This is a genomic window from Actinophytocola xinjiangensis, from assembly GCF_001921215.1.
GTDB lineage: Bacteria > Actinomycetota > Actinomycetes > Mycobacteriales > Pseudonocardiaceae > Actinophytocola > Actinophytocola xinjiangensis.
In genome coordinates this window covers 152,070-178,470 of sequence record NZ_MSIF01000011.1, presented here as the reverse complement: position 1 = coordinate 178,470, position 26,401 = coordinate 152,070, and the positions used below count along the sequence as shown (strand labels likewise).

Annotated in this window: 30 protein-coding genes; 16 read left to right on the top strand and 14 right to left on the bottom strand. The window is 72.5% G+C overall.

Annotation, left to right across the window (positions count from 1 at the left end; genetic code table 11):
* Positions 1-4: 4 nt before the first annotated feature.
* Positions 5-925: an SPFH domain-containing protein gene (locus tag BLA60_RS22555; RefSeq protein ID WP_075134947.1), complete on the bottom strand. Its 921-nt coding sequence runs from the start codon at positions 923-925 to the stop codon at positions 5-7.
* Positions 926-1,007: 82 nt separating this feature from the next.
* Here BLA60_RS22555 and BLA60_RS22550 point away from each other — a divergent pair, with 82 nt between their 5' ends.
* The 6 genes from BLA60_RS22550 to BLA60_RS22525 all read left to right on the top strand — a co-directional run bounded on the left by BLA60_RS22550 (position 1,008) and on the right by BLA60_RS22525 (position 5,921).
* Positions 1,008-1,865 carry an EamA family transporter gene (locus BLA60_RS22550; RefSeq protein WP_075134946.1) on the top strand — a complete coding sequence of 286 codons (858 nt, stop codon included), beginning with the start codon at positions 1,008-1,010 and terminating at the stop codon, positions 1,863-1,865.
* 614 nt (positions 1,866-2,479) lie between these two features.
* Positions 2,480-3,025, top strand: coding sequence for a hypothetical protein (locus BLA60_RS22545; RefSeq protein ID WP_075134945.1), 546 nt, complete (start codon positions 2,480-2,482; stop codon positions 3,023-3,025).
* Between the two features lie 68 nt (positions 3,026-3,093).
* Positions 3,094-3,363, top strand: coding sequence for an ArsR/SmtB family transcription factor (locus tag BLA60_RS22540; RefSeq protein ID WP_154814520.1), 270 nt, complete (start codon positions 3,094-3,096; stop codon positions 3,361-3,363).
* 244 nt (positions 3,364-3,607) lie between these two features.
* Positions 3,608-4,240 carry a class I SAM-dependent methyltransferase gene (locus tag BLA60_RS22535; RefSeq protein WP_075134943.1) on the top strand — a complete coding sequence of 211 codons (633 nt, stop codon included), beginning with the start codon at positions 3,608-3,610 and terminating at the stop codon, positions 4,238-4,240.
* Between the two features lie 230 nt (positions 4,241-4,470).
* On the top strand, positions 4,471-5,049 hold the full coding sequence (locus BLA60_RS22530; RefSeq protein WP_075134942.1) for a redoxin family protein: 579 nt from the start codon (positions 4,471-4,473) through the stop codon (positions 5,047-5,049).
* Positions 5,046-5,921, top strand: a complete 876-nt coding sequence (locus tag BLA60_RS22525; protein WP_245812092.1) for a cytochrome c biogenesis CcdA family protein — start codon at positions 5,046-5,048, stop codon at positions 5,919-5,921. The genes BLA60_RS22530 and BLA60_RS22525 overlap by 4 nt, the downstream gene beginning before the upstream one ends.
* Here the strand turns inward: BLA60_RS22525 and BLA60_RS22520 are convergent.
* Both BLA60_RS22520 and BLA60_RS22515 read right to left on the bottom strand, forming a co-directional pair.
* Positions 5,883-7,733: an HtaA domain-containing protein gene (locus BLA60_RS22520; protein ID WP_075134941.1), complete on the bottom strand. Its 1,851-nt coding sequence runs from the start codon at positions 7,731-7,733 to the stop codon at positions 5,883-5,885. The two genes, BLA60_RS22525 and BLA60_RS22520, sit on opposite strands and share 39 nt — an antisense overlap.
* A 53-nt stretch (positions 7,734-7,786) precedes the next feature.
* Complete coding sequence (locus tag BLA60_RS22515; RefSeq protein WP_075134940.1) at positions 7,787-8,590, bottom strand: hypothetical protein; 804 nt, start codon at positions 8,588-8,590, stop codon at positions 7,787-7,789.
* A gap of 68 nt (positions 8,591-8,658) precedes the next feature.
* On the opposite strand from BLA60_RS22515, the gene BLA60_RS22510 reads away from it, so the two are divergent.
* The 6 genes from BLA60_RS22510 to BLA60_RS22485 all read left to right on the top strand — a co-directional run bounded on the left by BLA60_RS22510 (position 8,659) and on the right by BLA60_RS22485 (position 14,772).
* Positions 8,659-9,333, top strand: coding sequence for a biliverdin-producing heme oxygenase (locus BLA60_RS22510; protein ID WP_075134939.1), 675 nt, complete (start codon positions 8,659-8,661; stop codon positions 9,331-9,333).
* Positions 9,330-10,337, top strand: coding sequence for a heme/hemin ABC transporter substrate-binding protein (locus BLA60_RS22505; protein WP_075134938.1), 1,008 nt, complete (start codon positions 9,330-9,332; stop codon positions 10,335-10,337). Before BLA60_RS22510 ends, BLA60_RS22505 begins: the two co-directional genes overlap by 4 nt.
* Positions 10,334-11,392 (top strand): FecCD family ABC transporter permease, encoded by a 1,059-nt coding sequence (locus BLA60_RS22500; RefSeq protein ID WP_075134937.1) that lies wholly within the window; start codon positions 10,334-10,336, stop codon positions 11,390-11,392. The genes BLA60_RS22505 and BLA60_RS22500 overlap by 4 nt, the downstream gene beginning before the upstream one ends.
* Entirely contained in the window at positions 11,392-12,192 is an 801-nt protein-coding gene (locus tag BLA60_RS22495) for a heme ABC transporter ATP-binding protein (RefSeq protein WP_075134936.1), read from the top strand. The genes BLA60_RS22500 and BLA60_RS22495 overlap by 1 nt, the downstream gene beginning before the upstream one ends.
* Positions 12,193-12,265: 73 nt before the next feature.
* Positions 12,266-14,110, top strand: a complete 1,845-nt coding sequence (lepA, locus tag BLA60_RS22490) for a translation elongation factor 4 (protein WP_075134935.1) — start codon at positions 12,266-12,268, stop codon at positions 14,108-14,110.
* An 89-nt stretch (positions 14,111-14,199) separates the two neighbouring features.
* A complete protein-coding gene (locus tag BLA60_RS22485; RefSeq protein WP_075134934.1) occupies positions 14,200-14,772 on the top strand; it encodes a Uma2 family endonuclease in 573 nt (190 codons plus the stop codon).
* A gap of 51 nt (positions 14,773-14,823) precedes the next feature.
* On the opposite strand, the gene BLA60_RS22480 is transcribed toward BLA60_RS22485, so the two are convergent.
* A complete protein-coding gene (locus tag BLA60_RS22480; protein ID WP_075134933.1) occupies positions 14,824-15,261 on the bottom strand; it encodes an HD domain-containing protein in 438 nt (145 codons plus the stop codon).
* A 6-nt stretch (positions 15,262-15,267) separates the two neighbouring features.
* Positions 15,268-16,233, bottom strand: a complete 966-nt coding sequence (locus BLA60_RS22475; protein ID WP_075134932.1) for a zinc-binding dehydrogenase — start codon at positions 16,231-16,233, stop codon at positions 15,268-15,270.
* A gap of 68 nt (positions 16,234-16,301) precedes the next feature.
* Between BLA60_RS22475 and BLA60_RS22470 the strand changes: the two genes are divergently transcribed.
* Genes BLA60_RS22470 through BLA60_RS22460 form a run of 3 tightly spaced genes read left to right on the top strand, consistent with a single transcriptional unit; the run spans position 16,302 to position 17,275 of the window.
* On the top strand, positions 16,302-16,580 hold the full coding sequence (locus BLA60_RS22470) for a hypothetical protein (protein ID WP_075134931.1): 279 nt from the start codon (positions 16,302-16,304) through the stop codon (positions 16,578-16,580).
* Positions 16,581-16,598: 18 nt separating this feature from the next.
* Complete coding sequence (locus BLA60_RS22465) at positions 16,599-16,994, top strand: guanyl-specific ribonuclease (RefSeq protein WP_075134930.1); 396 nt, start codon at positions 16,599-16,601, stop codon at positions 16,992-16,994.
* Complete coding sequence (locus tag BLA60_RS22460) at positions 16,994-17,275, top strand: barstar family protein (protein WP_075134929.1); 282 nt, start codon at positions 16,994-16,996, stop codon at positions 17,273-17,275. The genes BLA60_RS22465 and BLA60_RS22460 overlap by 1 nt, the downstream gene beginning before the upstream one ends.
* Here the strand turns inward: BLA60_RS22460 and BLA60_RS22455 are convergent.
* Entirely contained in the window at positions 17,245-18,036 is a 792-nt protein-coding gene (locus BLA60_RS22455; RefSeq protein ID WP_075134928.1) for an enoyl-CoA hydratase-related protein, read from the bottom strand. The two genes, BLA60_RS22460 and BLA60_RS22455, sit on opposite strands and share 31 nt — an antisense overlap.
* A gap of 57 nt (positions 18,037-18,093) precedes the next feature.
* Here BLA60_RS22455 and BLA60_RS22450 point away from each other — a divergent pair, with 57 nt between their 5' ends.
* Positions 18,094-19,146 carry an aldo/keto reductase gene (locus BLA60_RS22450; protein ID WP_075134927.1) on the top strand — a complete coding sequence of 351 codons (1,053 nt, stop codon included), beginning with the start codon at positions 18,094-18,096 and terminating at the stop codon, positions 19,144-19,146.
* Here the strand turns inward: BLA60_RS22450 and BLA60_RS22445 are convergent.
* From BLA60_RS22445 to BLA60_RS22410, 8 genes are all read right to left on the bottom strand, one after another.
* Complete coding sequence (locus BLA60_RS22445; RefSeq protein WP_075135030.1) at positions 19,143-19,988, bottom strand: class I SAM-dependent methyltransferase; 846 nt, start codon at positions 19,986-19,988, stop codon at positions 19,143-19,145. The genes BLA60_RS22450 and BLA60_RS22445 overlap by 4 nt on opposite strands.
* A 55-nt stretch (positions 19,989-20,043) precedes the next feature.
* Positions 20,044-20,673: a cyclase gene (locus BLA60_RS22440; protein ID WP_075134926.1), complete on the bottom strand. Its 630-nt coding sequence runs from the start codon at positions 20,671-20,673 to the stop codon at positions 20,044-20,046.
* A 118-nt stretch (positions 20,674-20,791) separates the two neighbouring features.
* Positions 20,792-21,544, bottom strand: coding sequence for a sirohydrochlorin chelatase (locus BLA60_RS22435; protein ID WP_075134925.1), 753 nt, complete (start codon positions 21,542-21,544; stop codon positions 20,792-20,794).
* A complete protein-coding gene (locus BLA60_RS22430) occupies positions 21,545-22,825 on the bottom strand; it encodes a sulfate adenylyltransferase subunit 1 (RefSeq protein ID WP_075134924.1) in 1,281 nt (426 codons plus the stop codon).
* A complete protein-coding gene (gene cysD / locus BLA60_RS22425; protein WP_075134923.1) occupies positions 22,825-23,751 on the bottom strand; it encodes a sulfate adenylyltransferase subunit CysD in 927 nt (308 codons plus the stop codon). Before cysD ends, BLA60_RS22430 begins: the two co-directional genes overlap by 1 nt.
* The gene (locus tag BLA60_RS22420) at positions 23,748-24,452 is read right to left on the bottom strand and encodes a phosphoadenylyl-sulfate reductase (protein WP_075134922.1); all 705 of its coding nucleotides are present in this window, start codon (positions 24,450-24,452) and stop codon (positions 23,748-23,750) included. Before BLA60_RS22420 ends, cysD begins: the two co-directional genes overlap by 4 nt.
* Positions 24,449-24,619: an Insertion element protein gene (locus BLA60_RS22415; protein ID WP_075134921.1), complete on the bottom strand. Its 171-nt coding sequence runs from the start codon at positions 24,617-24,619 to the stop codon at positions 24,449-24,451. Before BLA60_RS22415 ends, BLA60_RS22420 begins: the two co-directional genes overlap by 4 nt.
* Positions 24,616-26,295, bottom strand: coding sequence for a nitrite/sulfite reductase (locus tag BLA60_RS22410; protein WP_075134920.1), 1,680 nt, complete (start codon positions 26,293-26,295; stop codon positions 24,616-24,618). Before BLA60_RS22410 ends, BLA60_RS22415 begins: the two co-directional genes overlap by 4 nt.
* Between the last annotated feature and the right edge of the window lie 106 nt (positions 26,296-26,401).

Here is a 26,401-nt window from a genome sequence, read left to right as displayed (position 1 = left end):
TCGCTCAGTTGTACAGCGAGCCCGTGTTCACCACGGGCTGGGTGTCGCGGTCGGCGCACAGCACGACCAGCAGGTTGCTCACCATCGCCGCCTTGCGTTCCTCGTCCAGGTCGACGACCTCGTGTTCGGCCAGTGCGTCCAGGGCCGCCTGCACCATGCCCACCGCCCCCTCGACGATCCGCTGTCGTGCGGCGACCACCGCGCCGGCCTGCTGACGTCGCAGCATCGCACCGGCGATCTCCTGCGCATACGCCAGGTGCGTGATTCGTGACTCGATGACCTCCACGCCCGCCGCCTCGACCCGGGCGCCGACCTCCGCGGACAGCTTGTCGGTGATCTCCGAGGTGTTCTGGCGCAGCGACAGCGTCTCGTCGCCGTGGGCGTCGTACGGGTAGGTCGTCGCGATGTGGCGGACGGCGGTCTCGGTCTGGATGTTGACGAACTCCAGGAAGTCGTCGACCTCGAACACCGCGCGGGCCGTGTCGGTCACCCGCCACACCACGACCGCGGCGATCTCGATCGGGCTGCCGTCGGCGTCGTTGACCTTCGTCACCGCCGTCTCGTGGTTGCGGATGCGGGTGGAGATCTTCCGGCGCAGGGTGAACGGGTTGATCCAGCGCAGGCCGTCGATGCGCACGGTGCCCGTGTACCGGCCGAGGTACTGGATCACCCTGGCCTCGCGGGGCGCCACCATGATCAGGCCCGAGGCGACCAGCACGCCGGCCACCAGCGCCAGGCCGCCGATGATCACCAGCGCCAGCCCGCCCTCGCGGTTGGCCAGGTCGATGATGCCGATCAGGGTCAGGGCGAGCCCACCCAGCATGAGCACCGCCGAGGCGGCGAACACCGGCATCCCGGAGGTGTTGAACGCGACCCGCTCGCGGATGTGTGGCGGTGGCATGGCGGTCTGGAACGTGTCGTTCATGTCGATTCCCCTCGCGAATCCTCAGCTACTATCAAAGTGATATCACATTATCCGGTCGGGGGGAACCAGGCAGTGTGGGTGGGTGCAGGTCGCGGCGGTGGTGCTCGTGCTGGGAGCGGCGATGGCGCACGCGGGCTGGAACCTGTGCGCCAAGGCGGTACCGAACGGCGGCGCCCTGTTCGTCTGGCTCACCGGCGTCTGGTCGACGGTCTTCCAGTTACCCGTGGCGATCGTCGCGATCGCCGTCGAGGGTGGGGTGGCCGGGGCGTGGTGGATCGCCGTGCTGGTCAGCGGCTGTGTGCACACCGGGTACTTCGTGCTGCTGCAACGCGGGTACGCCGTGGGCGACCTGTCGGTGGTCTACCCGCTGGCCAGGGGCACCGGGCCGATGCTCTCGGTCGGCGCGGCGATCCTGCTGTTCGGTGAACGGCCGGGGCTGGCCGTGCTGCTGGGCACCGCCGGGGTCGTGGTCGGGGTGTGGGTCATCGGCGGTCTCGGATCCGGCGGCGGGCGGTCCTGGGCGACCGGCGTCGGGTACGGGCTGGGCTGCGGCGCCATGATCGCCACCTACACGGTCTGGGACGCGCACGCGGTGACCGCGCTGGCCGTGTCGCCGTTCGTGCTGATGACCGGGTCGTCGGCCGTCCAGACCATGCTGCTGGGGCCCTACGCCTACCGGCGGCGGGCCGAGGTCGCGGGGATCTGGGCACGGCACCGGGCGCCGGTGCTCGCGGTCGCGGTGCTCTCGCCGCTGGCCTACGTGCTCGTGCTGTTCGCCATGCGCTACGCGCCGGTGAGCATGGTCGCGCCGGCCAGGGAACTGTCGATCGTGATCGGCAGCGTGGGGGCCTGGCTCCTGCTCGGCGAACCGAACCCCGCGCGACGCCTGGGCGGCGCGGTCATCGTGCTGGCCGGCGTCATGGCCATCGCCATCAGCTGAGCCATCAGCTGAGCCGCGAACTGGGTTACGGGCTGAGTCGCCGGCTGGCGTCGGCGGCTGGGTCGGCCGGCTGGGTTTGCTGGCTGGTGTCGGCGGTTGGAGTTGCTGGTTGGGGTTGTGGCCGGGGTTGCTGGCTGGTGTCGTCGGCTGGGGGTTGTGGCCGGGGTTGCTGGCTGGTGTCGCCGGCTGGGGGTTGTGGGCCGGATTGCTGGCTGGAGTCGCCGGCTGGGAGTTGTGGGCTGGGGGTTGCTGGCTGGTGTCGCCCGCTGGCTGTTGCTGGCTGGTGTCGTTGGCTGGCTGTTGCTGGCTGGTGTGTTGGTGGCTGGAGTAGTCGGTCGGGTTTTCGGCTGGGGTTGCTGCTGGTGTCGGCGGCTGGGGTTGCCGGTCGATCGGCGAGCCGAGGCGTCGGCTGAATGGCCGGTCGGGTCGTTGGTCGGGTGCCCGGTCGGGTTGCCGGCGGGGCACTCGGCCGAGGGAGGTACCGCGTGGGGCGTAGGGCGGGGGCGTCGGGGTACCGCCCTGTCGGTAGGTGAGGTCTCGCCCGCGAGGCGACGTCAGCGGGGCCGTCCGTCGCGATCATTGATGGCAGCGGACAACCGACGGGGAGTGACAGCATGAGCGAACGGACCAGACGCCTCGGCTGGCGCGTCGGTCTCGGGGTCGCGGTGGTCGGCGTGGTCAGCGTCGGCGCCTTCGGGATCGCCGCGGCGGCGGGCGGACAGCAGCCGACCGAGCCCGCACCGACCCAGCCCGCACCGACCGAGGAGCACGACGGGCCGCCGTGGGCCGGCGGGCACGGTGACGGGAAGGGTGACTGGAAGGGCGGCTGGGGCGCCGGCGGCCTGTTCAAAACGCTGGACCAGCTCAACGTCGAGGACCTCTCGCGTGCCGAGGTCGTGCTGGCGACCGAGGGCGGCGGGTCGACCACCATGCTGGTGCAGAAGGGCACCGTGACGGCCGTCGACGGGAAGTCGGTCGCGGTGCGCAGTGCCGACGGGTTCGCCAGGACCTACGCGGTCACTGCCGAGACCACCGTCAACGGGGACGCGAAGATCGACTCGGTGGCCAAGGACGAGCAGGTCGTCGTGGTCGCGCCGAAGGGCGGGCAGACCCCGGCCGCCAGCACCATCCTCGACCTCACCGACTTCGGCTGGAAGTGACGTCGCTGGACCACCCGGCGCCCTCCCCGGCCCCACCCGGGCCGGAAGGGCGCCTCCCGTCGACCGCGGTGGTTGCCTTGGACGAGCGGCTCTACGACGTCGGCCGGGCGCTGGCGTCCCGGCAACGGCTCGCGGTCCTGCTCGTCCTCGCCGACGGCAACGCCTCGGCCACCGAACTCGTCGCCCGGACCGGAGAGGGCGACATCTTCCACCACCTGGAGGTCCTCGGCGCCGCCGGACTCGTGACCGCCGGCATCGACGGCTGCTACGGCCTCGCCTCGCACGACGTGCGGGCCCTGGTCCACGCACTGGAGGCGGTCGCGCGCGGCAGACACTGACGGCCCGGCAGACACGGACGGCGCGGTAGACACGGACGGCGCGGTAGACACGGACGGCGCGGCCGTGCCGGCGCCGGCACGGTGCTCGCCGGCGCCGACGGTTCGGCCAGCGGCATCGGGCCGCGGGCACCGGCGCGCGGCAGGCACTGACACAGGCGCGTAGACACTGCCGGGCCGCGGCAGGCACCGGCGACGCGGTAGACGGTGGAAGGCCCCGGGAAACGGCGCGGTGGACACTGGCGGGGTGAGTGCCTGGGACAGCCGCCTGTTCGGCGCCGCCTACGACCTCGGTGTCGAGCGGGAATGGTTGGCGCGCCCGGTGGCCCGCCTGCTCTGGGGCGCCGACGTGCGCCCGCTGTACGACACGCTCCGGAGGCTGGCCGACCTGCCCGTCGGGACCTCGCTGTTGGACGCGCCGTGCGGTGGCGGCGTCGCGCTGCGCGGACTCCGCCCAGGTCAGGGCCTGCGCTACGTCGGCGCCGACCTGTCCCAGGCGATGCTGCGCCGGACGCGCCGGCGCGCGCAACGCGCCGGCCTGCCCGCCGACGTGGTGGCCGCGGACCTGGCCCGCCTGCCCTTCGCCGACGGTGGTTTCGACGTGTGTGTCACGTTCAACGGCCTGCACTGCGTCCCCGACCCGGCCGGCGCGGTCGGCGAGCTGGCCCGCTGCCTCGCCCCCGGCGGGCGACTGGTGGGTGACCTGATCGTGCGGGGAGCCGGTCGCCGCCAGGACGCGGCGATCGCCGCCCTGCGCCGGCTGGGCATCTTCGGCGAGGGCGGGACCGTGGCCGAGCTGCGCGCGTGGTGCGCGGCGGCCGGGCTGCGGATCGAACACCTGGAACGGTCCGGCGCGGTCGTGGCCTTCTCCGCCGTCTGACGCGCCGGGGCCGGCACGGGGGCGGACGGGTCCTCGGTGCCGGAACGGGCGCCGGGCTGCGGATCGAAGCGCCTGGAGTGGGCGGGGTGCGTGGCGGATGGGTACCGGGGGCCGTTGGTCGCAGCGCCTGGAGTGGGCGGGCCGGGACGTCACCGGCTCGTAAGGGTCGTTGCCGGAGGGGGCAGGGCATGATGCGGGGGACCGACCACGCCCTTCGAGGAGGCAGACCCATGACTCGCCGGTTGCCGGTGTTGATCGCCGTGTTGTTCGGGCTGGGCATCGCCGGGTGCGGGGCCGGTGACGGCGCTGGTGACGCCGCCGGACCGGCCGAGGGTGGGCAGCCGGTGGCGTCGACGCCGACTGGGCCCGACGGCGTGGACGGGCTGTCCGAGGCGCCGGTGCCCGGGGAGGTGCCGGAGCTGCTGCGGTTCCAGGCCAAGACCATCGACGGGGAGACCTTCGACGGGGCCGACCTGCACGGGGCGCCGGCGATGCTGTGGTTCTGGGCGCCGTGGTGCCCGACCTGTCAGGCCGAGGCCCCGACGATCGCCGAGGTCGCGAAGACCGAGGGGGTGCGGTTCGTGGGGGTGGCCGCGCAGGACGAGGTGCCGGCGATGCGGGAGTTCGTCGACAGGTTCGGGCTCGGGACGTTCCCGCACCTGGCCGACCGGGACGCCTCGATCTGGAAGCGGTTCGGGGTCGACTACCAGCCGGCCTACGCGTTCGTCAGTGCGGACGGCGCGGTCGAGGTGGAGAAGGAACTGCTCGAACCCGACGAGCTGCGCCAGCGCGTCGACGCGCTGCGGTGAACGCCGGCGACCTGGCCTTCGCGCTCGGTGCCGGCATGCTGGCGACGGTCAACCCGTGCGGTTTCGCGATGCTGCCGGGCTACCTGACGCTGGTCGTCGCCGGTGGGTCGCGGGGGTCGCGGCTGGGGCGGGCGCTGGCCGCCAGCGGGCTGATGACCGTGGGGTTCGTCGCCGTGTTCGGGGTGTTCGGGCTGCTCAGCTCGTCGCTGGCGGGGGCGGTGCAGCGGTGGCTGCCGGTGGTGACCGTCGTCGTGGGTGTCGTGATGGTCGTGCTGGGGGCGCTGCTGGTGGCCGGGCGGCAGATCGGGTTGCTGGTGCCCGCACCGGTGCGGGGCGCGCCGGGCACGGCACTGGTGTCGATGGTCGGGTACGGGGTGGCGTTCGCGGTGGCGTCGCTGTCGTGCTCGATCGGGCCGTTCCTGGCGGCGGCCGGGGTGGCGTTGCGGACCGGGGCGCTGCCGGCGTTCGGCGCCTACGCGCTGGGTATGGGGCTGGTCGTCGCCGTCCTGGCGGTCGCCGCGGCGGTGGCCAGTGCGGCGGTGGCGGGCGGGGTGCGCCGGGCGATGCCCCACGTCACCAGGGCCGGTGGTGTGCTGCTGGTGCTCACCGGCGCGTACGTCGGCTACTACGGGTTCTACGAGCTGCGGCTGTTCCACCTCGGCGGCCAGGTCGGCGACCCGGTGGTGCGGGCGGCCGGGTCGGTGCAGGCGACGCTGGTCGGCTGGCTGGACGCGGTCGGGCCGGCGCCGTTCGTGGTGGCGTTGGTGCTGCTGGTGGGGCTGGCGGTGGTGCTGCGCCGGCGGCGGTCGGGGACCACCGCCGGCGCAGCGGGATCAGACGATGCTGCCGCGGCGGCGGCGGAACAGCAGTAGGCCGCCGCCGAGAGCGACGAGGACGGCGCCGCCCCAGAGCAGGGGCCAGGGGTCGGAGCCGGTGTAGGCGAGGTTGTTCGCCGGGGCGGTCAGCGCCGGCGGGTCCTGGCCGCCGTCGCCCGGCGGGGCGGGGACCGGGGGCAGTGCGGCGCCGTCACTGGCCACCGTGAAGCTGACCGGGTCCAGGACGGTGCCGCCCTCGTAGAACCCGGCGAAGCCCTCGGCGCCCGCGTCGGTCAGCGTCGCCGGCACCGACGCGTAGCTGACCACGCCGCCGGAGATCTCGGGGGTGACGGCCGACAGGTCGAGGCTGGCGAACACCACGTCGTCGAGCTCCACGTAGCCGGGGGTGTCCAGGCCCTTGCTGCGCACGTCGAGCAGCAGTTCGGCGGTGCCGCCGGTGATCCGGACCTGCGGCTGGGAGATCGTCAGGTCCAGCAGCGGGCCGGCGCCCTGGTCGTGGCCGGAGAACCGCACCGAGCCGGCGAAGTCGAGCAGCCCCTCGGGGCCGTCGGTGTCGAACGTGCCGGCGGTCAGGTTCTCCCAGTGGAACGGGCCGTCGCCGGTGACACCGTCGAGGGTCCAGCTGCCGTGGGCGATCGGGCCGCGCACGTACTGGCGGAACGACTCCTTGAGACCCCAGGAGAGCCGGGCGTCGGTGACCTCACCGGCCTGCGGCGGGGTGCCGGGCTCGGTCGGCTCGGTGGGCTCCGTCGGTTCGGTCGGTTCGGTCGGGTCGGCGAACTCCAGCGGGACGAACAGTTCGTGCGCGGCGTTGACCGGGCCGCCGGCCGCGTAGGTGATCACGCCGCAGGTGTCGACCGCGCAGTCGGCCACGCCGTCGGTGGTGGCGGTGACGTCGAGGGTGGCGGTGAAGGTGCCGTCCTCGCCGAGTACCGCGTAGTCGGGGTTGGTGCCGGCCGGGTCGAGCACCGCGCGGGACCCGGCGGGCAGTACCCATTTCTGGTCGAGCACGGTGCGGGCGCCCGACGGCGCGCCCTGCGAGGGCCGCCACGGGTCGCCGAGCTTGGCGAACACCAGGTACACGCCGGTGGGCCGGTCGGCCAGCGGCGGGCGGGTGCCGATGTTGGCGGCGGGGTCGAAACCGTTGCCGGACACGGTGATCGTCTCACCGTCGGGGTCCAGGCCGGTGGTCGCGCTGGCGGTGATGGCCGGCTCCCACACCGGTTCCGGGGCGGTGGTGACCGCGAGCGTGACCGGGTCCAGGGCGGTGCCCTCGGGGTAGAAGTCGGCGAACGCGGGGGCGCCGGCCGCGGTGAGGGTGGTGGCCGACGGGCCGCCGGTGACGGTGTCGGTGCCGGTGAGGTCGGTGGCCGCGACGGTGGCGAACTCGACGTCGTCGTAGGTGACGTTCTCCCCGGAGGACAGCGACTTCGACACCACGTCGGCGACGAGCGTGCCGCCCTCGGCGGTCAGCTCGACGCGGATGTCCTGGATGGTCATCGACAGCAGCGGCCCGGAACCGCTGTCGTGGCCGGCGAAGGCGACCGAACCGGCGAACGCCACCTGGGCGGTGTCGGCGTCGGTGTCGACGCTGCCGGTGGCCGCCGGGAAGCGGAACGTGCCGTCGGTGTTCTCGGTGGCGCCGCCGCCGAGGGTGATGCTGCCGTGGGCGATCGGGCCCTTGATGTAGTTGCGGAAGGACTGCTTCACGCCCCAGTCCAGGGTGCCGGCGGTGACGTCGGCCGGCGCGGCCTGCGCCGCGACGGCGCCGCCGGCCAGGAGGCCGAGTGTCCCGAGCGCGATGGTCAGGGCTGCGGCGAGCGGTCTCGCCGTGGTGTGGGTGGACATCGGTGGCTGTCTGCTCCTCGTTCTCGGTGGGGACGGCTGCGTGGTGGGGCGGGTCAGCTCGGGTCGCTCGGGGTGGCGGCGCGGGCGCGTCGCACGCGCAGGACGACCAGCACCGCGGCGGCGGCCAGCACGGCCGCGCCGCCGCCGAGCCACCAGCCGGTGCGGTCCGGTGCGGTGGGGGCGGCGGCCGTCTCGGTGATCTCGGCGGCGGTGGTCGTGGCGGCGGCGGAGCTGGGGGGCGCTGTGGTGGTCGACGGCGGCGCGGTGGTCGTCGTGGTCGTGGGGGCGACCGTCGTGGTGGTGGCGGGTGGCGGCGGTGGTGGGGCCTGGGTTGTCGGCGTCGGTTTCGGTGCGGGGGCGGCGAAGGAGAGCGGGATCCGGGCGTCCTGCGAGCGGTCGCCGGTGCGGGTGTGGTCGGCGCGGGTGACCGCCGCGCAGGCGACGCGGCGGCAGTCGGTGCCGGTCACCGGGTCGATGGCGGCGACGGTGAGGGTCACCGAGAACGAGCCGCCGGGGCCGTAGGGGGTGGCGAGGCCGTTGCCGTAGCTGGGCGGGTTGGACGAGATCCACGCCGAGCCGCCGCCGGAGCCGCCGGTGTCGACGCCGCCGAGGCAGGGGGTCGGCACCTGACCGGGTCCGTTGTCCACGCACACCGCGACGTAGATGCCCTTCGTCACGTCGAATCCGGTGCCGTTGACGGTGATCGTGTCGCCGGCCGGGTTGAGCCCGGAGGTCTTCGACACGGTGATCCGGGGTGCGGCGGTGGCCTGGCCGGCGCCGGCCAGCAGCGCGAGGACGAACGTCGTGACCGCCAGTGCCCAGGCGGTTCTGCTTCTGGGGCTTGGATCTTCGACCACGCGCCACCTATCCTTAGGTAAGCCTCAATTAAGTGAGGTGACCCTAACTTAAGGGACGCGGATCAGGTATGACGAATGTTGTGACACGCGCCGGCGAGTCCTTGTCCGCACGGCTGAAGGCGGCCACCCGGGACGAGCACGAGCGCACCGAGTCGTCGTCGTTCATCGTCGATCTCGTGGGAGGGCGGCTGGATCGCGACGCCTACGCCGCGCTGCTCGGCCAGAGCTACCTCTTCTACGCCGTACTCGAACAGGCCGGCGAGACCTGGCGCGACGACCCCGTCGTCGGACCTTTCGTCTCCGACGCGCTCGTCCGCGAAGCCGCGCTCGCGGCCGACCTCTCCTGGTTACGCGGGGCGGGCTGGCGCGACACCCTGACACCGCTGCCCGCGACCCGCCGCTACGTCGACCGGCTGCGCGCCGTGTGCTTCGACTCGCCGAGCGCCTTCCTCGCCCACCACTACACCCGCTACCTCGGCGACCTGTCCGGCGGCCAGATCATCCGCCACCACCTGCGCACCCACTACGGCCTGACCGAGGACGGCGTGCGCTTCTACACCTTCGACCAGGTCGGCAAACCCAAGCTGTTCAAGGACGGCTACCGTGGCCTGCTCGACGCGCTGCCCTGGGGCGCCGACGAGCAGGACCGGCTGATGGCCGAGGCCAACGAGGCCTTCCGGCTCAACCGCGCGGTGTTCGACGACCTCGGCCAGGCCAACGGCGCCGGCCCGACCCCCTCGTGAGACGGCTGCTCGGCCTCGCGGCGGTGCTGGCGGTCGCCGGCTGCGGGGGTGTCACCAGCACGGCCGCCACCACCGCCCCGGCGGCCCTCACGCTCTCCGGCCCGGCCACCGCGAAGGTCGCCGGCCAGGACGTGACGCCGGTCGGGAAGGTCGAGCCCCGGCTCCCGGTGACCGTGCGGTCCTTCGACGGTGAACAGGTCACCGTGACCGACGTCGACCGGATCGTGGCCGTCGACCTGTACGGGACGCTCGGCGAGGTCGTGTTCACCCTCGGCCTGGGCGACAACGTCGTCGGCCGGGACTCCTCCACCGGCTTCCCCAGCGCGGCGCACGTTCCGGTGGTGACCGCCGGCGGGCACGACCTCAACGCCGAGGCCATCCTCGACCTCGACCCGACCGTGGTGCTCACCGACACCAGCATCGGCCCGCCCGAGGTGCCCCAGCAGCTGCGCGCGGCCGGTGTCCCGGTGGTGTTCTTCGACCCGACCCGCACCCTGGAGGGCGTGCCGGACCAGATCCGCGCGGTGGCGCGGACGCTGGGGGTCGAGGAGGCCGGCGAGGCGCTCGTCGCCCGGGTCGACGGCGAGATCGCCTCGGCCCGTGAGCTCGCGCCGACCGGCGAGGACGCGCCGAGGATCACCTTCCTCTACGTGCGCGGCTCGGCGGGGGTGTACCTGATGGCCGGGCCGGGTTCGGGGGCCGACTCGATGATCGCCTCGGTCGGCGGGGTCGACGTCGGTACCGACATCGGCCTGGACAAGCCGTTCGTGCCGATCACCAGCGAGGCGCTGCTCACCGCCCAGCCCGAGGTGGTCATCGTGCTCACCAAGGGCCTGGAGTCGGTCGGCGGTGTCGACGGGCTGCTGAAGATCCCCGGCCTGGCCCAGACACCGGCCGGCCAGCACCGGCGCATCGTCGACGTCGACGACACCGACCTGCTCAGCTTCGGCCCCCGCGTCGGCCAGACGATCACGGCGCTGGCGACCGTGCTGTACCAGTCGTGAGCGTGACCCCGGCCGTGCGCCGGCGGGTTACCGGCTGGCCGCTGCTGGTGGGCCTGGCCGTCGCGCTGGTGGCGATGACGGTGCTGGCGGCCGGCTCCGGGCAACTCGCCGTGCCGCCCGACGAGGTGCTCGGCTCGCTGCTGCACGGCCTGGGTATCGACCTCGGCCCGATGCCCAGCCACCCGCAGGGCGACAACGCGCTGTGGGCGGTGCGCTTTCCCCGGGTCGCGCTGGCCGTGGTGGTCGGGGCGTGCCTGGCGGTGGCCGGGGCGATGTTGCAGGGCGTGTTCGGCAACCCGCTGGCCGAACCGGCGGTCGTCGGCGTGTCCTCCGGCGCGGCGGTCGGGGCGTGTGCGGTGCTCGTCGCCGGGGTGTCGTTCCTGGGGAACTTCACCGTCGCCGCCGCCGCGTTCCTCGGCGGCCTGGCGACCACGCTGGTGGTGTACCTGCTGGCGCGCTCGGGCGGGCGGACCGAGGTGGTCACGCTGGTGCTGACCGGGATCGCGGTGAACGCGTTCGCGTTCGGGGTGATCGCCTTCCTGACCTTCGCCGCCGACCCGCAGGCCCGCGAGCAGATCGTGTTCTGGCAGTTGGGCAGCCTCAACGGCGCGACCGGGCAGGCGCTGGCGGCGGTGACACCGCTGGCGGTCACCGGCCTGGTGATCGCGGCCACGGTCGCCCGCCGGCTGGACCTGCTGGCGTTGGGCGAGGGCCCGGCCCGCCACCTGGGCGTCGACGTCGAGCGGCTGCGGCTGCTGGTCGTGGTGGGGGTGGCGCTGCTGGTCGGCTCCGGGGTGGCGTTCGCCGGCATCGTCGGGTTCGTCGGGCTGGTCGTGCCGCACCTGATCCGGATGATCGCCGGGCCGGCGCACGGGGTCCTGCTCGCGGCCAGCGCCCTGGGCGGCGCGCTGGTGCTGGTGAGCGCGGACCTGTTGGCCCGCACGGCGATCGAGAACGCCGAACTGCCGCTGGGCATGCTGACCTCGCTGGTCGGCGGACCGTTCTTCTTCTGGCTGCTGCGCCGCACGCGCTCCCGCCAGGGCGGGTGGGCGTGATGCGGCGACCGAGGATGCCCGAGCCGGTCGAACCGGGCGAGGTGCTGGCCGAGGCGGCCGGCGCGGACGTGGTGCGCGGCCCCCGGCAGGTGCTGCACGGCGTGGACCTGACGGTGGCGGCCGGCGAGGTCGTGGCGGTCGTGGGACCCAACGGCGCCGGCAAGTCGACCACGGTCGGCCTGCTCTCCGGGGACCTGGGCGCCACCGCCGGCACGGTCACGGTGTTCGGCCGGCCGGTGCGCCGGTGGCGGCCGGCCGACCTGGCGGTGCGGCGCGGGGTGCTGCCCCAGCACACGACCGTGGCGTTCCCGTTCACCGTGGCCGAGGTGGTGGCGATGGGCCGGGCGCCGTGGGCGGGCACCCCGCTCGCCGCCGACGACGAGGCCGCGGTCGCCGAGGCGATGGCCGCCACCGAGGTGACCGGCTTCGCCGAGCGCACCTTCGGCACGCTGTCCGGCGGCGAGCGCGCCAGGGTGGCGCTGGCCAGGGTGCTGGCCCAGCGCACTCCGCTGCTGCTGCTCGACGAGCCGACCGCGGCGCTGGACCTGCGCCACCAGGACCTGGTCATGCGGGTGGCGGTCGCTCATGCCAGGGCGGGTGGCGCGGTGCTGGCGGTCCTGCACGACCTGAACCTGGCGGCCGCGCACGCCGACCGGATCGCGGTGATCGCCGGCGGTCGCGTGGCCGCCTGCGGCCAGCCGGCACGGGTGCTCACCCCGGAGCTGCTCACCGGGGTCTACCAGCGGGAGATCGAGGTCATCGAGCACCCGCGCACCGGCGCCCCGCTCGTCCTGCCCTGACCGGCCCGCGCCCACGCCCGCCGTCACATGGGACGATATGCCCGTTGCCACATGGAGACGACGAGGAACCTGAGTGACTACGTTCGCCGACACCACGTTCACAGATCCTGAGCTGATCAGGAACTTCTGCATCATCGCGCACATCGACCACGGCAAGTCCACCCTGGCCGACCGGATGTTGCAGCTCACCGGCGTGGTCGAGGAGCGGGCGATGCGCGCGCAGTACCTCGACCGGATGGACATCGAGCGTGAACGCGGGATCACGATCAAGGCGCAGAACGTGCGGCTGCCCTGGCAGGTCGGCGGCCGCGACCACGTCCTGCACATGATCGACACCCCGGGGCACGTCGACTTCACCTACGAGGTCTCGCGTGCGCTGGAGGCGTGCGAGGGCGCGGTCCTGCTGGTCGACGCGGCGCAGGGGATCGAGGCGCAGACGCTGGCGAACCTGTACCTCGCCATGGAGAACGACCTCACGATCATCCCGGTGCTCAACAAGATCGACCTGCCCGCGGCCGACCCGGACAAGTACGCCGCCGAGCTCGCGCACATCGTCGGCTGCGAGCCATCGGACGTGATGCGGGTGTCGGCCAAGACCGGTAAGGGCGTGCGGGAACTGCTCAACGAGATCGTCCGCCTGGTTCCCGCGCCCACCGGCGCCGACGACGCCCCGGCCCGCGCGATGATCTTCGACTCGGTGTACGACACCTATCGCGGCGTGGTCACCTACATCCGGGTGGTCGACGGCAAGATCACCCCCCGGCAGCGGATCCGGATGATGTCCACCGGCGCGACCCACGAGCTGCTGGAGGTCGGGATCATCTCGCCGGAGCCCAAGCCCAGCTCGGGCCTGGGCGTCGGCGAGGTCGGCTACCTGATCACCGGCGTGAAGGACGTGCGCCAGTCCAAGGTCGGTGACACCGTCACCAGCGAGCGCCACGGAGCGACCGAGCCGCTGGCCGGCTACCGCGAACCCCGGCCGATGGTCTACTCCGGGCTCTACCCCGTGGACGGCTCGGACTACGCCGACCTGCGGGAGGCGCTGGACAAGCTGCGGCTCAACGACGCCGCGCTCAGCTACGAGCCGGAGACCTCGGCGGCGCTCGGGTTCGGTTTCCGCTGCGGGTTCCTCGGCCTGCTGCACCTGGAGATCGTCCGCGAGCGGCTGGAGCGCGAGGCGGGCCTGGACCTGATCTCCACGGCGCCCAACGTGGTGTATCGGGTGGAACTGGACGACGGCGGCGAGACCACGGTGACCAACCCGTCGGACTGGCCGGAGGGCAAGGTCGCCGCGGTGTACGAGCCGGTGGTGAAGTGCACGGTGATCGCGCCAAGCGACTACATCGGCGCGATCATGGAACTGTGCCAGGGCCGGCGCGGCGTGCTCGGCGGGATGGACTACCTGTCGACCGACCGTGTCGAACTGCGCTACACCATGCCGCTCGGCGAGATCATCTTCGACTTCTTCGACGCGTTGAAGTCGCGCACGCGCGGGTACGCGTCGCTGGACTACGAGCCCGCCGGCGAGCAGCGCGCGGACTTGGTGAAGGTCGACATCCTGTTGCAGGGCGAGCCGGTGGACGCGTTCTCGGCGATCGTGCACCGCGAGTCGGCCTACGGGTACGGGACGAGGATGGCGTCGAAACTGCGCGAGCTGATCCCGCGCCAGCAGTTCGAGGTGCCCATCCAGGCGGCGATCGGCTCGCGGGTGATCGCCCGCGAGACCGTGCGCGCCATCCGCAAGGACGTGCTCGCCAAGTGCTACGGCGGTGACATCACCCGTAAGCGCAAGCTGCTGGAGAAGCAGAAGGAGGGCAAGAAGCGGATGAAGATGGTCGGCCGCGTCGAGGTCCCCCAGGAGGCCTTCGTCGCCGCTCTGTCCACAGAGGATTCTACGGACAAGAAGGCCAAGAAGTAACCGGTTGTCCCTCCCGCACACGAACAGTGTTCCGTCGGTGACCCGTGGTTGAGTTGGCGCCGGACAGAAAGGGGGGCACCATGGGAGCCATGACAGCGGAATCCGGTTCGGTCCGGCTCGCCCACGGACGCCCGTTCACCGTGGACGACCTGGAGGCGATGCCGGATGACGGCAACCGGTACGAGCTCATCGACGGGACGCTCATCGTGAGCCCGGCACCGGGCCGGCGTCACCAGAAGATCGTGTACCGGCTCTACCAGGTTCTCGAACAGGCGTGCCCGGCGGAGTTCGACGTGCTCGGGGCGCCGTTCGCGGTACGCGCCTCTCCGACCACGGAATTGCAGCCGGACGTGTTGGTCGGGCGGGACGAGGACTTCACCGAGGCCCTGTTGCCGGTCGCGCCGCTGCTGGCCGTCGAGGTGTTCTCGCCGAGCAGCGTGCTCAATGACCTGAACAACAAGCGCGCCGCCTACCAGCGCCTGGAGGTGCCCAGCTACTGGGTGATCGACCCGGAGGTGCCGAAGCTGGTGGCCTACGAGCTGAACGAGAACCTCGTCTACCACACCGTGGCCGAGGTCAAGGGCAGCGAGGTTTTCGAGGCGGAGCGGCCGTTCCCGGTGCGGATCGTGCCGAACGACCTGCTGGGCAGGCTCGCGACCTAGGTTCGGACCGGTCGAGTCGGTGAGATCGTCACCGACCTCGACCGGGACACACTAGGGCAGGGGTTGGGCCAGCGCCGTCAGGGCGGCTTCGTACTTGGTGCGCAGCCGGTCCTGGGTCGCGGTGTCCAGGCGGACCATCCGGTCCGGCGACAGGTTGTCGGCGATGTCGGCGCGTTTGACGGTCAGCGCGATCGGGTTGGCGCGCACCCGCTCCAGGTACTGTTCCCTCGACTCGTCCGGCTGTTTGCTGATCGCCTCGACGGCGGCGACGACCTCGGCGGGGCAGCCGGCCGACGTCAGGTCCGCGAGCGTCACCGGGGTGTCCTCGACGACGTCGTGCAGTACCGCCGTCATTCGCTCGTGGGTCCCGGAGACGTAGCCCATCACCCGCAACGGGTGGGCGATGTAGGGCCGCCCGGACTTGTCCAGTTGACCCTCGTGGGCACGCCGGGCCAGCTGGATGGCGTCATCCAGCGTGAATGTGCGCATGCGACCTCACCGTGTGAAGACGATCTTCCCGGCGGTCTCGCCGGAAAGCATCTGCCCGAACCCCGTGGCCGCGTCGGCCAGGGGCAACTCGGTGCCGATCTGAGGCCGGATCCCGGTCAGCCGGCAGAACTCGAGCAGGCTGGCCAGCTCGTCGCGCGTACCCATCATCGAGCCGACCACCCTGACCTGGGTGAAGAACAGTCGTTGCAGGTCGGCGCTGGGGTCGGGGCCGCTGGTCGAACCCGACACCACGATCGTGCCGCCCGGTTTCACCGAGCGCATCGAGTGCGCCCAGGTCGCCTTGCCCACGGTCTCGAAGACCGCGTCCACCTTCTCCGGCAGCCGCGCGCCGGACTCGAACGTCTCGTGCGCGCCCAGCCTTGTCGCCAGCGCGCGTTTCTCCTCGCTGCGCCCGGTCACCAGCACCCGCAGCCCGGCCGCCTTGCCGAGCGTGACCAGCGCCGTCGACACCCCGCCGGACGCGCCCTGCACCAGCATCGACTGGCCCGGCCGCAGCCCCGACCTGGTGAACAGCATGCGGTAGGCGGTCAGCCACGCGGTGCCCATGCACGCCGCCTCGGCGAAGGACAGCCCGTCGGGCTTGGGCAGCACGTTGCGTGCCGGCACGACCACCGTCTCGGCGAAGGTGCCCTGGTACTTCTCGGTGAGCAGCGTGCGCCTCGGGTCGAGGGTCTCGTCGCCGTACACCGAGGCGTCGCCGACCACGCCGTGCACCACCACCGGCGACCCGTCGGCCAGCTCACCGGCGCCGTCACAGCCCAGGATCATCGGGAACTGGTCGGGCTTGATGCCCACGCCGCGCAGCGTCCACAGGTCGTGCATGTTCAGGCTGGCGGCACGGACGGTGACCGCCACCCAGCCGTGCGGCACCTCGGGATCCGGGCGCTCACCGACGCGCAGGGCGTCCAGTGGCTGGTCCGGGTTGGGCTCGGCTGCGTACACGGCGAACATGCTTGGCAACTTACCGACTTTCCTCGACCCCGGGAGGGGTGAAGTGGCCTAGGTCTACTCTGGGAGGCATGCTGTCGGACTGGTGGAACGGCGTCGAGCTGTGGATGACCGGTTTGGCCTTCCCGCTCCAGTTCCTCATCGTGATGGCCGTCCTGATGCCGCTCGTGCTGGTCGTGGCCTGGCTCATCGACCGGATCGTCGACCACGCGTCGGCCTGGTTCGGGCCGTCGCCGGTTGAGGACCGGCCGTTGGGCGCCACTTCACCGGCCGTCGACCCGCCCGCGACCGGATCGGACGAAACGGACGATCTGGCCGACGAGCAGGTGCCCGCGTCGACCAGAGGATGACTGCCTAGGCTGGGCGGCGTGGGGTCCTCACGCCGCATCACCGTCGCCCTGGTCGGGCTGGTCGTCCTGGTCGTCGCCGGATGGTTCCTGCGGGAGGCGCTGAGCGATCCCGCGTCGCCGCCGGACTCCGGGCTGCCCGTACGGGCACTGTCCGAGCTGCCGGCGCAGGCCGGCGAGACCTGGCGGCTGATCGAGTCCGACGGCCCGTTCCCGTACGAGCAGGACGGCGACGTGTTCGGCAACCGCGAGCGGCTGCTCCCCGAGGAGCCGTCGGACTACTACCACGAGTACACGGTCGACACGCCCGGTAGCCAGGACCGGGGCGCGCGCCGGCTGGTCACCGGCGGTGACGGCGAGCTGTACTACACCGCCGACCACTACCGGTCGTTCGTGGCCGTGGACCCGGAGCAGTGATGGAGCACCTGATCGACGGCACCCGCGTCCGGACGAAGGCCGAGTTCATGACGGCCGTCGCCGAGGCGCTGTCGTTCCCCGCCTGGTTCGGCGCCAATCTCGACGCGCTCGCCGACTGCCTGCGTGACCTGTCGTGGCTGCCGCCCGGCGAGCACGTCCTGGTGTGGTCGGCGCCCGAGGTCCTCGCCGCCGCCGACCCGAAGGCCGCCGGGGCGATCCGCGAGGTGCTGGCCGAGGAGACCAGGCCGGGTCACTTCCGCGCGGAGTTCGTTCCCGCCTGAGGCACCCACGCCGCCGGCCGCTTCTGGGCGAACGCCGCGATGCCCTCCTGGCCCTCGGCGCCGACGAAGAACCCGGCGGACAGGTCGAGCATGTCGGCGAAGTCGTCGGCCAGGTCGGCGGCGCGGGCGCGGCGCAGCAGGTCCTTGGTGGCCGCCAGCGCCGTCGGGCCGCCGAGGGCCAGCAGGTCGGTGTAGCGGGTGACCTCGGCGTCGAGCTGGCCGGCCGGCACGGCCGCGTTGATCAGGCCGATGTCCCGCGCGCGGGCGGCGTCGAAGGACTCGCCGGTGAGGAACAGCTCGTGGGCGGCGCGGGGGAGCAGCCGGGGCAGCACGGTCACCGAGATCACCGCCGGCACCAGCCCCAGCCGCACCTCGGTGAACGCGAACGTCGCGGTGTCCACAGCGACCGCGATGTCGGCGGCGGCGACGATGCCGACCCCGCCGGCGCGGGCCGGGCCGGCGAGGCGGGCCACCACGGGTTTGCGGCTGGTCCACAGCTGGGTCAGGATCTCCGGGAACTCGTTGACCCCGTCGGTGCTCGACCCCGGGCTGCCGGCCTCCTTGAGGTCCATGCCGGCGCAGAACACCGGGCCGGTGTGGTCGAGCACGATCACCCGCACCGCGTCGTCGCCGGCGGCGGCGCCCAGGTGGTCGCGCAGCTCGCGGCGCAGCTGCGCGGACAGCGCGTTGCGGTTGTGCGGGGAGTCGAGTGTGATCGTCGCGACGCCACGGTCGGTCGTGTAGTGCACCAGCTCAGCCATGGCAGCGACCCTAACGGGATTTGACCTGGAGTCCACTCCAGCGTCTACGTTGCCGGCATGCGCTACCGAACCCTTGGCGGAACCGGGATCGAGGTCAGTGTCCACTGTCTGGGCACCATGATGTTCGGCGCGGTCGGCAACCCCGACCACGACGACTCCGCCCGGATCATCAACTCCGCCCTCGACGCGGGCATCAACTTCGTCGACACCGCCGACATGTACAGCGCCGGGGAGTCCGAGCAGATCGTCGGCAAGGCGCTGCGCGGGCGGCGCGACGACGTCGTGCTCGCCACCAAGGTGCACTTCCCGATGGGCGAGGGCCCCAACCGGGGCGGCAACTCGCGCCGGTGGATCATGCGCGCCGTCGAGGACAGCCTGCGGCGGCTGGACACCGACTGGATCGACCTCTACCAGATCCACCGGCCCGACCACTCCACCGACATCGAGGAAACCCTGGGCGCGCTGACGGATCTGGTGCGCCAGGGCAAGATCCGCGCGTTCGGCTGCTCGACGTTCCCCGCCGAGGACGTCGTCGAGGCCTACCACGTGGCCCGCGACCGCGGGCTGCACCGGTTCCGCACCGAGCAGCCGCCGTACTCGTTGGTGGCGCGGGGAATCGAGCAGCACGTGCTGCCGACCTGCCAGCGGCTGGGCATGGGGGTGCTGGTGTGGAGCCCGCTGGCGTCGGGTTTCCTGTCCGGCAAGGTCCGCGCCGGCCAGCCGGTCGACTTCACCAGCGGCCGCGCCAGCCTCACCCCCGCCCGGTTCGACGAGTCGATTCCGGGCAACGCCGCCAAGTTCGCCGCGCTGGACAAGCTCACGGAGCTGGCCGCAGACCTCGGCGTCACCCTGCCGGAGCTGGCCGTGGCGTTCAGCGCCGCCCACCCCGGCGTCACGTCGGTGATCATCGGCCCGCGTACCCAGGAACACCTCGACGCCGCGCTGAAGGGCGCCGCGCTGACCCTCGACGACGCGACCCTGGACCGCATCGACGAGATCGTGCCGCCCGGCACCGACCTCTACCGCGCCGACGGTGCCTGGGCGCCGCCGCAGCTCACCGACCCGGTCCGCCGCCGGCGCCCGCTGGCCGAGCGCGCCGCCGCGTCCTAGGTGTCGGCGCGGGTGGCGCGGATGAGCCAGGCGGCGCTGTCGTAGTGGACGCCCTCGGGGGACTCGTGGGCGCGGAGGGTCTCCCGCAGGGCGTCGATGGCCTCGGCGCGGGCGGCCGGGTCGAGTTCGGCCAGCGCCGTGGCCTGCTGGCCGGACAGGAACCCGAAGGCGTCCTCGGCGTCGGCGCCCAGGTACATCCGCCCCCGCAGGTCCTCGAGGCGCACGTCGGTGAAACCGGTGCCGGTCAACAGGGTCCGCACGTGGTCGGGGTCGCTGAGCGACCACGGGCCCGGGGCGCCAGGAGGGGGTGCCTGCGGGGCCGTGCCGCCGGCGACGATCGAGCGGAACACCTGTTGCCACTCGTTGCGCTCCAGCGGCTGCCAGGCCAGCAGGACCAGGCGGCCGCCGGGGCGCGACGTGGCCGCGAGGTTGGTGAACGCGGCGTGCTGGTCACCGAAGAACATGGTGCCGTTGCGGCTGATGACCACGTCGTGGTGCGCGGCCGGGAACGGGTGCACCTGGGCGTCGGCCTGCTCGTAGGTCACGTTGGGCAGGTCGGCGGAGAGGGTGGCGGCCAGGGCGAGCTGGCGCTGCGACAGGTCGACGCCGTGCGCGGCGGCGGCCCGGCGGCCGGCGTCGCGGGTGGTCTGGCCGCTGCCGCAGCCGACGTCGAGCACGAGGTCGGTGGGGCGCAGCGCGGCGGCGTCGAGGAACCGCTCGTGGAACTCGGCGACGCCCGCGTTGTACCGGTCGGCGTTGTCCGTCCAGAACGCCCCGGAGATCCCGTTCCAGGCGGTGAGCTGGGGCTGGTTGGACTCCGCTGTCAGCAACTCGTCGGCCATGTCCGTGAGGGTAGGCGGCGCCTGGCCGGCGCCGCCCACCCCGGTCACGCGACGGTCAGGCGATGGTGGTCGTGGTCAGGGTGGGGTTGGGGTTGGGGAAGCAGGCCGTGGGGGCGGAGATGTCACCGATGAACGTGGAGACCACGGCGGTGAACCGCAGGCCCGCGTCGTCGTAGCTGCTGCCGTAGAGCGACGAGGTGATCGTGCCGGAGGCACCGGCGGTCAGGGTCGCGGTCACCGTCGGCAGCTCGAAGCTCGCGCCGCCGGCGATCGGACCGGAGAAGGTGACCGTGACGACGCCGGCGTCCTCCGACCACGTCGGCGGGTTCGGTCCGAGGCCGGAGCCACCGGTCAGCGTGACGCCGGCGAGCGTCGCGTTGGTCGGGACGGGGACCTTCAGGGTGAACGAGTGGATTTCCTTGATGTCGTAGCCGGCGGCCTCCGAGGGCACCTGGTTGGGGCCGGGGTCGACCACCACGTCCAGCGAGCCGCCGGGGGCGACGGTGGCCGGGGCGCTGGCCTCGACCGACTGGTTGAGCGACAGGTTCTCCGAGCCGAGCGGGGTGTCGGCCTCACAGTCGTAGACGATGTCGAAGGCGGCGGCGGAGGCCGGTTGGGCCAGTGCGAGTACGGCAGCCGCGGTGGCGAGCGCGCCGAGGGCGGCACGCGTCAGGGCAGACTTCATCGTCGTCCTCACCTCAAGGGGATTGCGTTGCAGGGCAAGAGGTTCCGGAACCACTTCCTGACTACTACCGAGTAGCAACACCGTCAAGGTTTCCCGTTTGCCGAACGGAACACGACCGTCAGGCGTAGCGGGCGTCCGTCCGAACGGCGGCAGCCTCGCTGAACCGGTCGAGCACCAGGTCAGCCAGGGTGGGGTCCGCTCCGAGCGGGTCGGCCAGCAGCACCCCGGGGTCGGCCGCGCGGGCGAGGTTCACAATTCGGTCAGGCAGCCGACCGGGGGCCAGGAACCAGGACGCCACCGCCAGCCGGCGGGCCCCGGCCGCGCGCAGCGTCGCCACCGCCGCCGGCACGTCGGGCCGCGCGGCGCTGGCGAACGCGGCCACCGCGCCCGCCCAGCGGTTGTCCCGCGCCCAGTCGCCGGCCACCGCCGCGACCGCGTGGTTGGCCGGGGCGTGCGAGGAGCCGGCGCCGGCCAGGATCACCCCCAGCTCCGGGTCGTCGGGCGACGCCCCGGCGGCGAGCAGCCGGCGGTGGGCCAGCTCCGGGAGCCGGGGGTCGGGGCCGAGCACCCCGGACACCGACACCGCCAGTCGGGGCAGCCGCGCGGTCGCCTCGGCGACCATCGCCGGCAGGTCGACCCGGGCGTGGAAGGCCGTGCCGAGCAGCAGCGGCACCACGACCACGTCCCGGTGGCCCTCGCCGTGCAGCGCGGCGAGCACGTCGGGCAGCCGGGGCGCCGACAGGTCCAGGAACGCCGTCCGCACGTCCAGCGACGGCGCCCGGGTGCGGATCACGTCGACCAGCGCCGAGATCGTGGCGGCGCTGCGCGGGTCGCGGCTGCCGTGCGCGACGGCGACCAGCGGCGGCGCCACCTAGGACCCGCCCAGCAGCGGCAGCGGCGCGCCGACCAGGCCGGCGGCCAGGGTGTTGCCCTCTGCCGGGTCGATCACCAGGAACGCCCCGGTGCGGCCGTGGGTGCGGTAGTCGTCGACCGGAACCGGCTCCGCCGTGCGCAGCACGACCTGGCCGATCTCGTTGAGCGACAACGACTCCGGATTGTCCACGGTGGACAGCCGCTGCTCGTCGAACCGGGTGCGCAGCTCGCCGACGATCGCCGCGACGGTCCGCGCGCCGTGCTTGACCAACACCCGCGCGCCCGCCACCAGCGGCTTGTCCGCCAGCCACGCCAGCGTCGCGGTCACCTCGTCGGTGACCACCGGCGGATCCTGCGCGCCGGCCACCAGATCGCCCCGGGAGATGTCCAGGTCGTCGGTCAGCAGCAGGGTCACCGACATGCCGGCGGTCGCCTCGGTCAGCGGGCCGTCGGCGGTGTCGATCCGGCTGACCGTGGTCCGCGTCCCGCCCGGCAGCACCACCACCTCGTCGCCCGGCGCGACACTGCCGGCCGCGACCTGGCCGGCGTAGCCCCGGTAGTCCGGGTGCTCGGCGGTGCGCGGGCGGATCACGTACTGCACCGGGAACCGCAGCGGCGCCTCGTGCGGGTCCGGCTCGACCGGCACCGTCTCCAGGTGCTCCAGCAGCGTCGGCCCGACATACCACGGGGTGCGCTCGGAGGCGTCCACCACGTTGTCGCCGACCAGCGCCGACACCGGGATCGTGGTCACGTTCTCCCGCGCGTAGCCCAGCGCGGCGGCGTGCGCGGCGAACTCCTTGGCGATCACCTCGAACGTGGCCTCGTCGTAGTCCACCAGGTCGATCTTGTTGACCGCCAGCACCAGGCGCGGCACGCCGAGCAGGCCGAGGACCGCCGCGTGCCGGCGGGTCTGCTCCACCACACCCTTGCGCGCGTCCACCAGCAGGATCGCCAGCTGCGCGGTGGACGCGCCGGTCACCGTGTTGCGGGTGTACTGCACGTGCCCCGGGGTGTCGGCCAGCACGAACGTGCGGCGCGGGGTCGCGAAGTAGCGGTAGGCCACGTCGATCGTGATGCCCTGCTCGCGCTCCGAGCGCAGCCCGTCCACCAGCAGCGACAGGTCCGGAGTGGACAGTCCCTTGTCGACGCTGGCGCGGTGGACCGCGTCCAGCTGGTCGGCCAGGACCGACTTGGTGTCGTAGAGCAGCCGGCCGACCAGCGTCGACTTGCCGTCGTCGACCGAACCGGCCGTCGCCAGCCGGAGAAGGTCCGTTGCCATCAGAAGTAACCCTCGCGCTTGCGGTCCTCCATCGCGGCCTCCGACAACCGGTCGTCGGCCCTGGTCGCGCCGCGCTCGGTCAGCCGGCTCGCCGCCACCTCGTCGATGACCTCGTCCAACGACGTCGCGTCCGACTCGACCGCGCCGGTGCACGAGCCGTCGCCGACCGTGCGGTAGCGGACCGTGCGGCGCAGCACGATCTCCTCCGCGCGCGGCCCGCCCCACGGACCCTCGGTCAGCCACATCCCGTCCCGCAGGTACACGTCGCGCTCGTGGGCGTAGTAGATCGACGGCAGCTCGATGCCCTCGCGGCGGATGTAGCGCCACACGTCCAGCTCGGTCCAGTTCGACAGCGGGAACACCCGCACGTGCTCACCCGGACGGTGCCGTCCGTTGTAGAGGTTCCACAGCTCGGGGCGCTGCCGGCGCGGCTCCCACTGGCCGAAGGCGTTACGCAGGCTGAAGATCCGCTCCTTGGCGCGGGCCCGTTCCTCGTCGCGCCGGCCGCCGCCGAACACCGCGTCGAACCGGTGCTCGCCGATCGTGTCCAGCAGCGGCACGGTCTGCAGCGGGTTGCGGGTCCCGTCCGGACGTTCGGCCAGGCGGCCGTCGTCGATCCAGTCCTGCACGTGCGCGACCACCAGCCGCAGCCCGTACCGCTCGACCATCCGGTCGCGGAACTCGATGACCTCGTCGAAGTTGTGCCCGGTGTCCACGTGCAGCAACGGGAAGGGCACCGGCGCCGGCCAGAACGCCTTGACCGCCAGGTGCAGCAGCAGCGTCGAGTCCTTGCCGCCGGAGAACAGCACCACCGGCCGGTCGAACTCCCCTGCGACCTCACGCATGATGTGCAGCGCCTCGGACTCCAGGCGCCCCAAGGCATCCAGGCTCGGCCGGGTGGCCGGCCGATGGACTGTCGCGGTCATCCGTGCAACCCACATTCGGTCTTGGCGAGGCCGGCCCAGCGTCCGCTGCGGGCGTCGCTGCCCGGCAACGGTTTCGCGGTGCACGGCGCACAGCCGATCGACAGGTACCCCGCACCGACCAGCGGGTTCTCCAGAATTCCGTTGGTGTCCAGGTAGGACCTGAACTCCTCGTCCGACCACGGCGCGATCGGGTTGATCTTCACCAGGCCGTTGCGCTCGTCCCACTGCACGACCGGCGTGTCCGCCCTGGTCGGCGCGTCGACCCGGCGCACGCCGGTGACCCACGCGTCGTAGTTCGACAGCGTCGCCCGCAGCGGCACGACCTTGCGCAGAAAGCAGCACCGGCCGGGGTCGGTCCTGTTCAGCTGGCCGAACTCGGCCTCCTGCTCGGCCACCGACTGCTCGGCGGCCGCGTTGACCACCCGGATCCCCGGATAGGTCAGCTCGATCGCGTCGCGGGTGCCGATGGTCTCGGCGAAGTGGTAGCCGGTCTCCAGGAACAGCACGTCCACGTCGGCCCGCGCGCGGACCGCGAGGTCGATCAGCACCGCGTCCTGCATGTTCGACGCGACGATCCAGCTCGTGCCGAACTCCTCGGCCGTCCAGGCCAGCGCCTCGGCGGCCGACGCGTCGGCCAGGTCGACCGCCGCACGCTCGGCGAGCGCCCGCAGTTGGTCGTCGGTTCGGGTGGTGGTCCTCATGAGGTGCTCGCCTCCACGGGCTCGGCGCCCAGGTTCAGGCCGACGAACTTCACGGTGAACACCCGGCGGCATCCGGTGCACAGCCAGGCGGCGTGCGGCTCCTCCTGGGGCCGCAGGTCCTCGTCCCCGCAGTAGGGGCAGTAGAACGGGGTGGCGCGTTCGGTCATGTCAGGTCCGCCTCGTCGGCGCGGGCGACCCACCGCGCGAACCGCTCGTCTGGCTTGCGCCCGGCGACGAAGTTGCGCACCACCCGCTCGACGTAGCCGGCCAGACCGTCGGCGGTGACCTTGTGGCCGCGCAGCTTGCGACCGAACCCGGCGTCGAGCCCGAGCCCGCCACCGAGATGCACCTGGAACCCCTCGACCTGGTTGCCATCGGCGTCGGTGACGATCTGGCCCTTGAGCCCGATGTCGGCGGTCTGGATCCGAGCACAGGAGTTGGGGCAGCCGTTGATGTGCACCGTGATCGGGGCGCTCACCTCACCGGTGATGTCGGCCAGCCGCCGCTCCAGCGTCGAGACGAGATCGACCGCGCGGGCCTTGGTCTCCACGATCGCGAGCTTGCAGAACTCCAGCCCGGTGCAGGCCATCACCCCACGCCGCCACGGCGACGGATCGGTGCGCAGCCCCAGCCGCGCCAGCTCCGCGCCCAGCGTGCTGACCTCGTTCTCCGGCACGTCCAGCACGACCAGCTTCTGCTGCGGGGTGAACCGCACCCGGTTGGACCCGACCCGCTCGGCCGCCTTGGCGACCGCCACCAGCGTCGACCCGGACACCCGGCCCGCGATCGGCGCCGCACCGACGTAGTACCGCCCGTCGATCTGCCGGTGCGTGCCGACGTGGTCCAACGGCTCCGCCGGCACCTCCGGCCCCGGACCGTCCAGCAGTTCCCGGCCGAGGTACTCGCGCTCCAGCACCTCGCGGAACTTCTCCGCGCCCCAGTCCTTGACCAGGTACTTCAGCCGGGCGCGGTTGCGCAGCCGCCGGTACCCGTAGTCCCGGAAGACACTGATGACACCGGCCCACACCTCGGCGACCTCGTCCAACGGCACCCAGGCGCCCAGCCGGACCCCGATCATCGGATTGGTTGACAGGCCGCCGCCCACCCACAGATCGAACCCGGCCCCGTGCTCGGGATGCCGAACCCCCACGAACGCGACGTCATGCACCTCGTGGGCGACGTCCGGCTGCCCCGACACGGCCGTCTTGAACTTGCGCGGCAGGTTCGCGAACGCCGGATCCCCGATGTACCGCCGCCGGATCTCGTCGATCGCCGGCGTCCCGTCGAGCACCTCGTCCTCGGCGATCCCCGCCACCGGGGAACCCAGGATCACGCGCGGACTGTCCCCACAGGCCTCCATCGTGGTGAGCCCGACACCCTCCAACTTGGCCCACACCGCCGGCATGTCCTCGACACGGATCCAGTGGTACTGGATGTTCTGCCGGTCGGTGATGTCGGCGGTGTCGCGGGCATAGGTCTGGGACACCTCGCCGATGACCGCGAGCTGCTCGGTGGTGACGGCACCGCCGTCGATCCGCACCCTCAGCATGAAGTACTCGTCGTCGAGCTCCTCGGGTTCGAGGGTGGCGGTGCGCCCGCCGTCGATCCCCGGCTTGCGCTGCGTGTAGAGCCCGTACCAACGGAACCGCCCACGCAGATCCGCCGGATCGATCCCGGCGAAGCCCGTGTGCGCGTAGATGTTCTCGATCCGGTCCCGCACGTTCAGCGGGTTGTCGTCCTTCTTGCTGCGCTCGTTGGGGTTGAGGGGCTCGCGGTAGCCGAGCGCCCACTGCCCCTCACCGCGCCGGGCGCGCGGCTTGCGCGGTGTGGTGGGAGATGACACCCGTCCAACCTCCGAGTTCCTGGGCGGTTGAGGGCACGCCGTTGAACCCCGTTTGGCACAAGGGAGTCACACTGCCGGCGCGACCTGGCGCGCCGATGGGTACGAC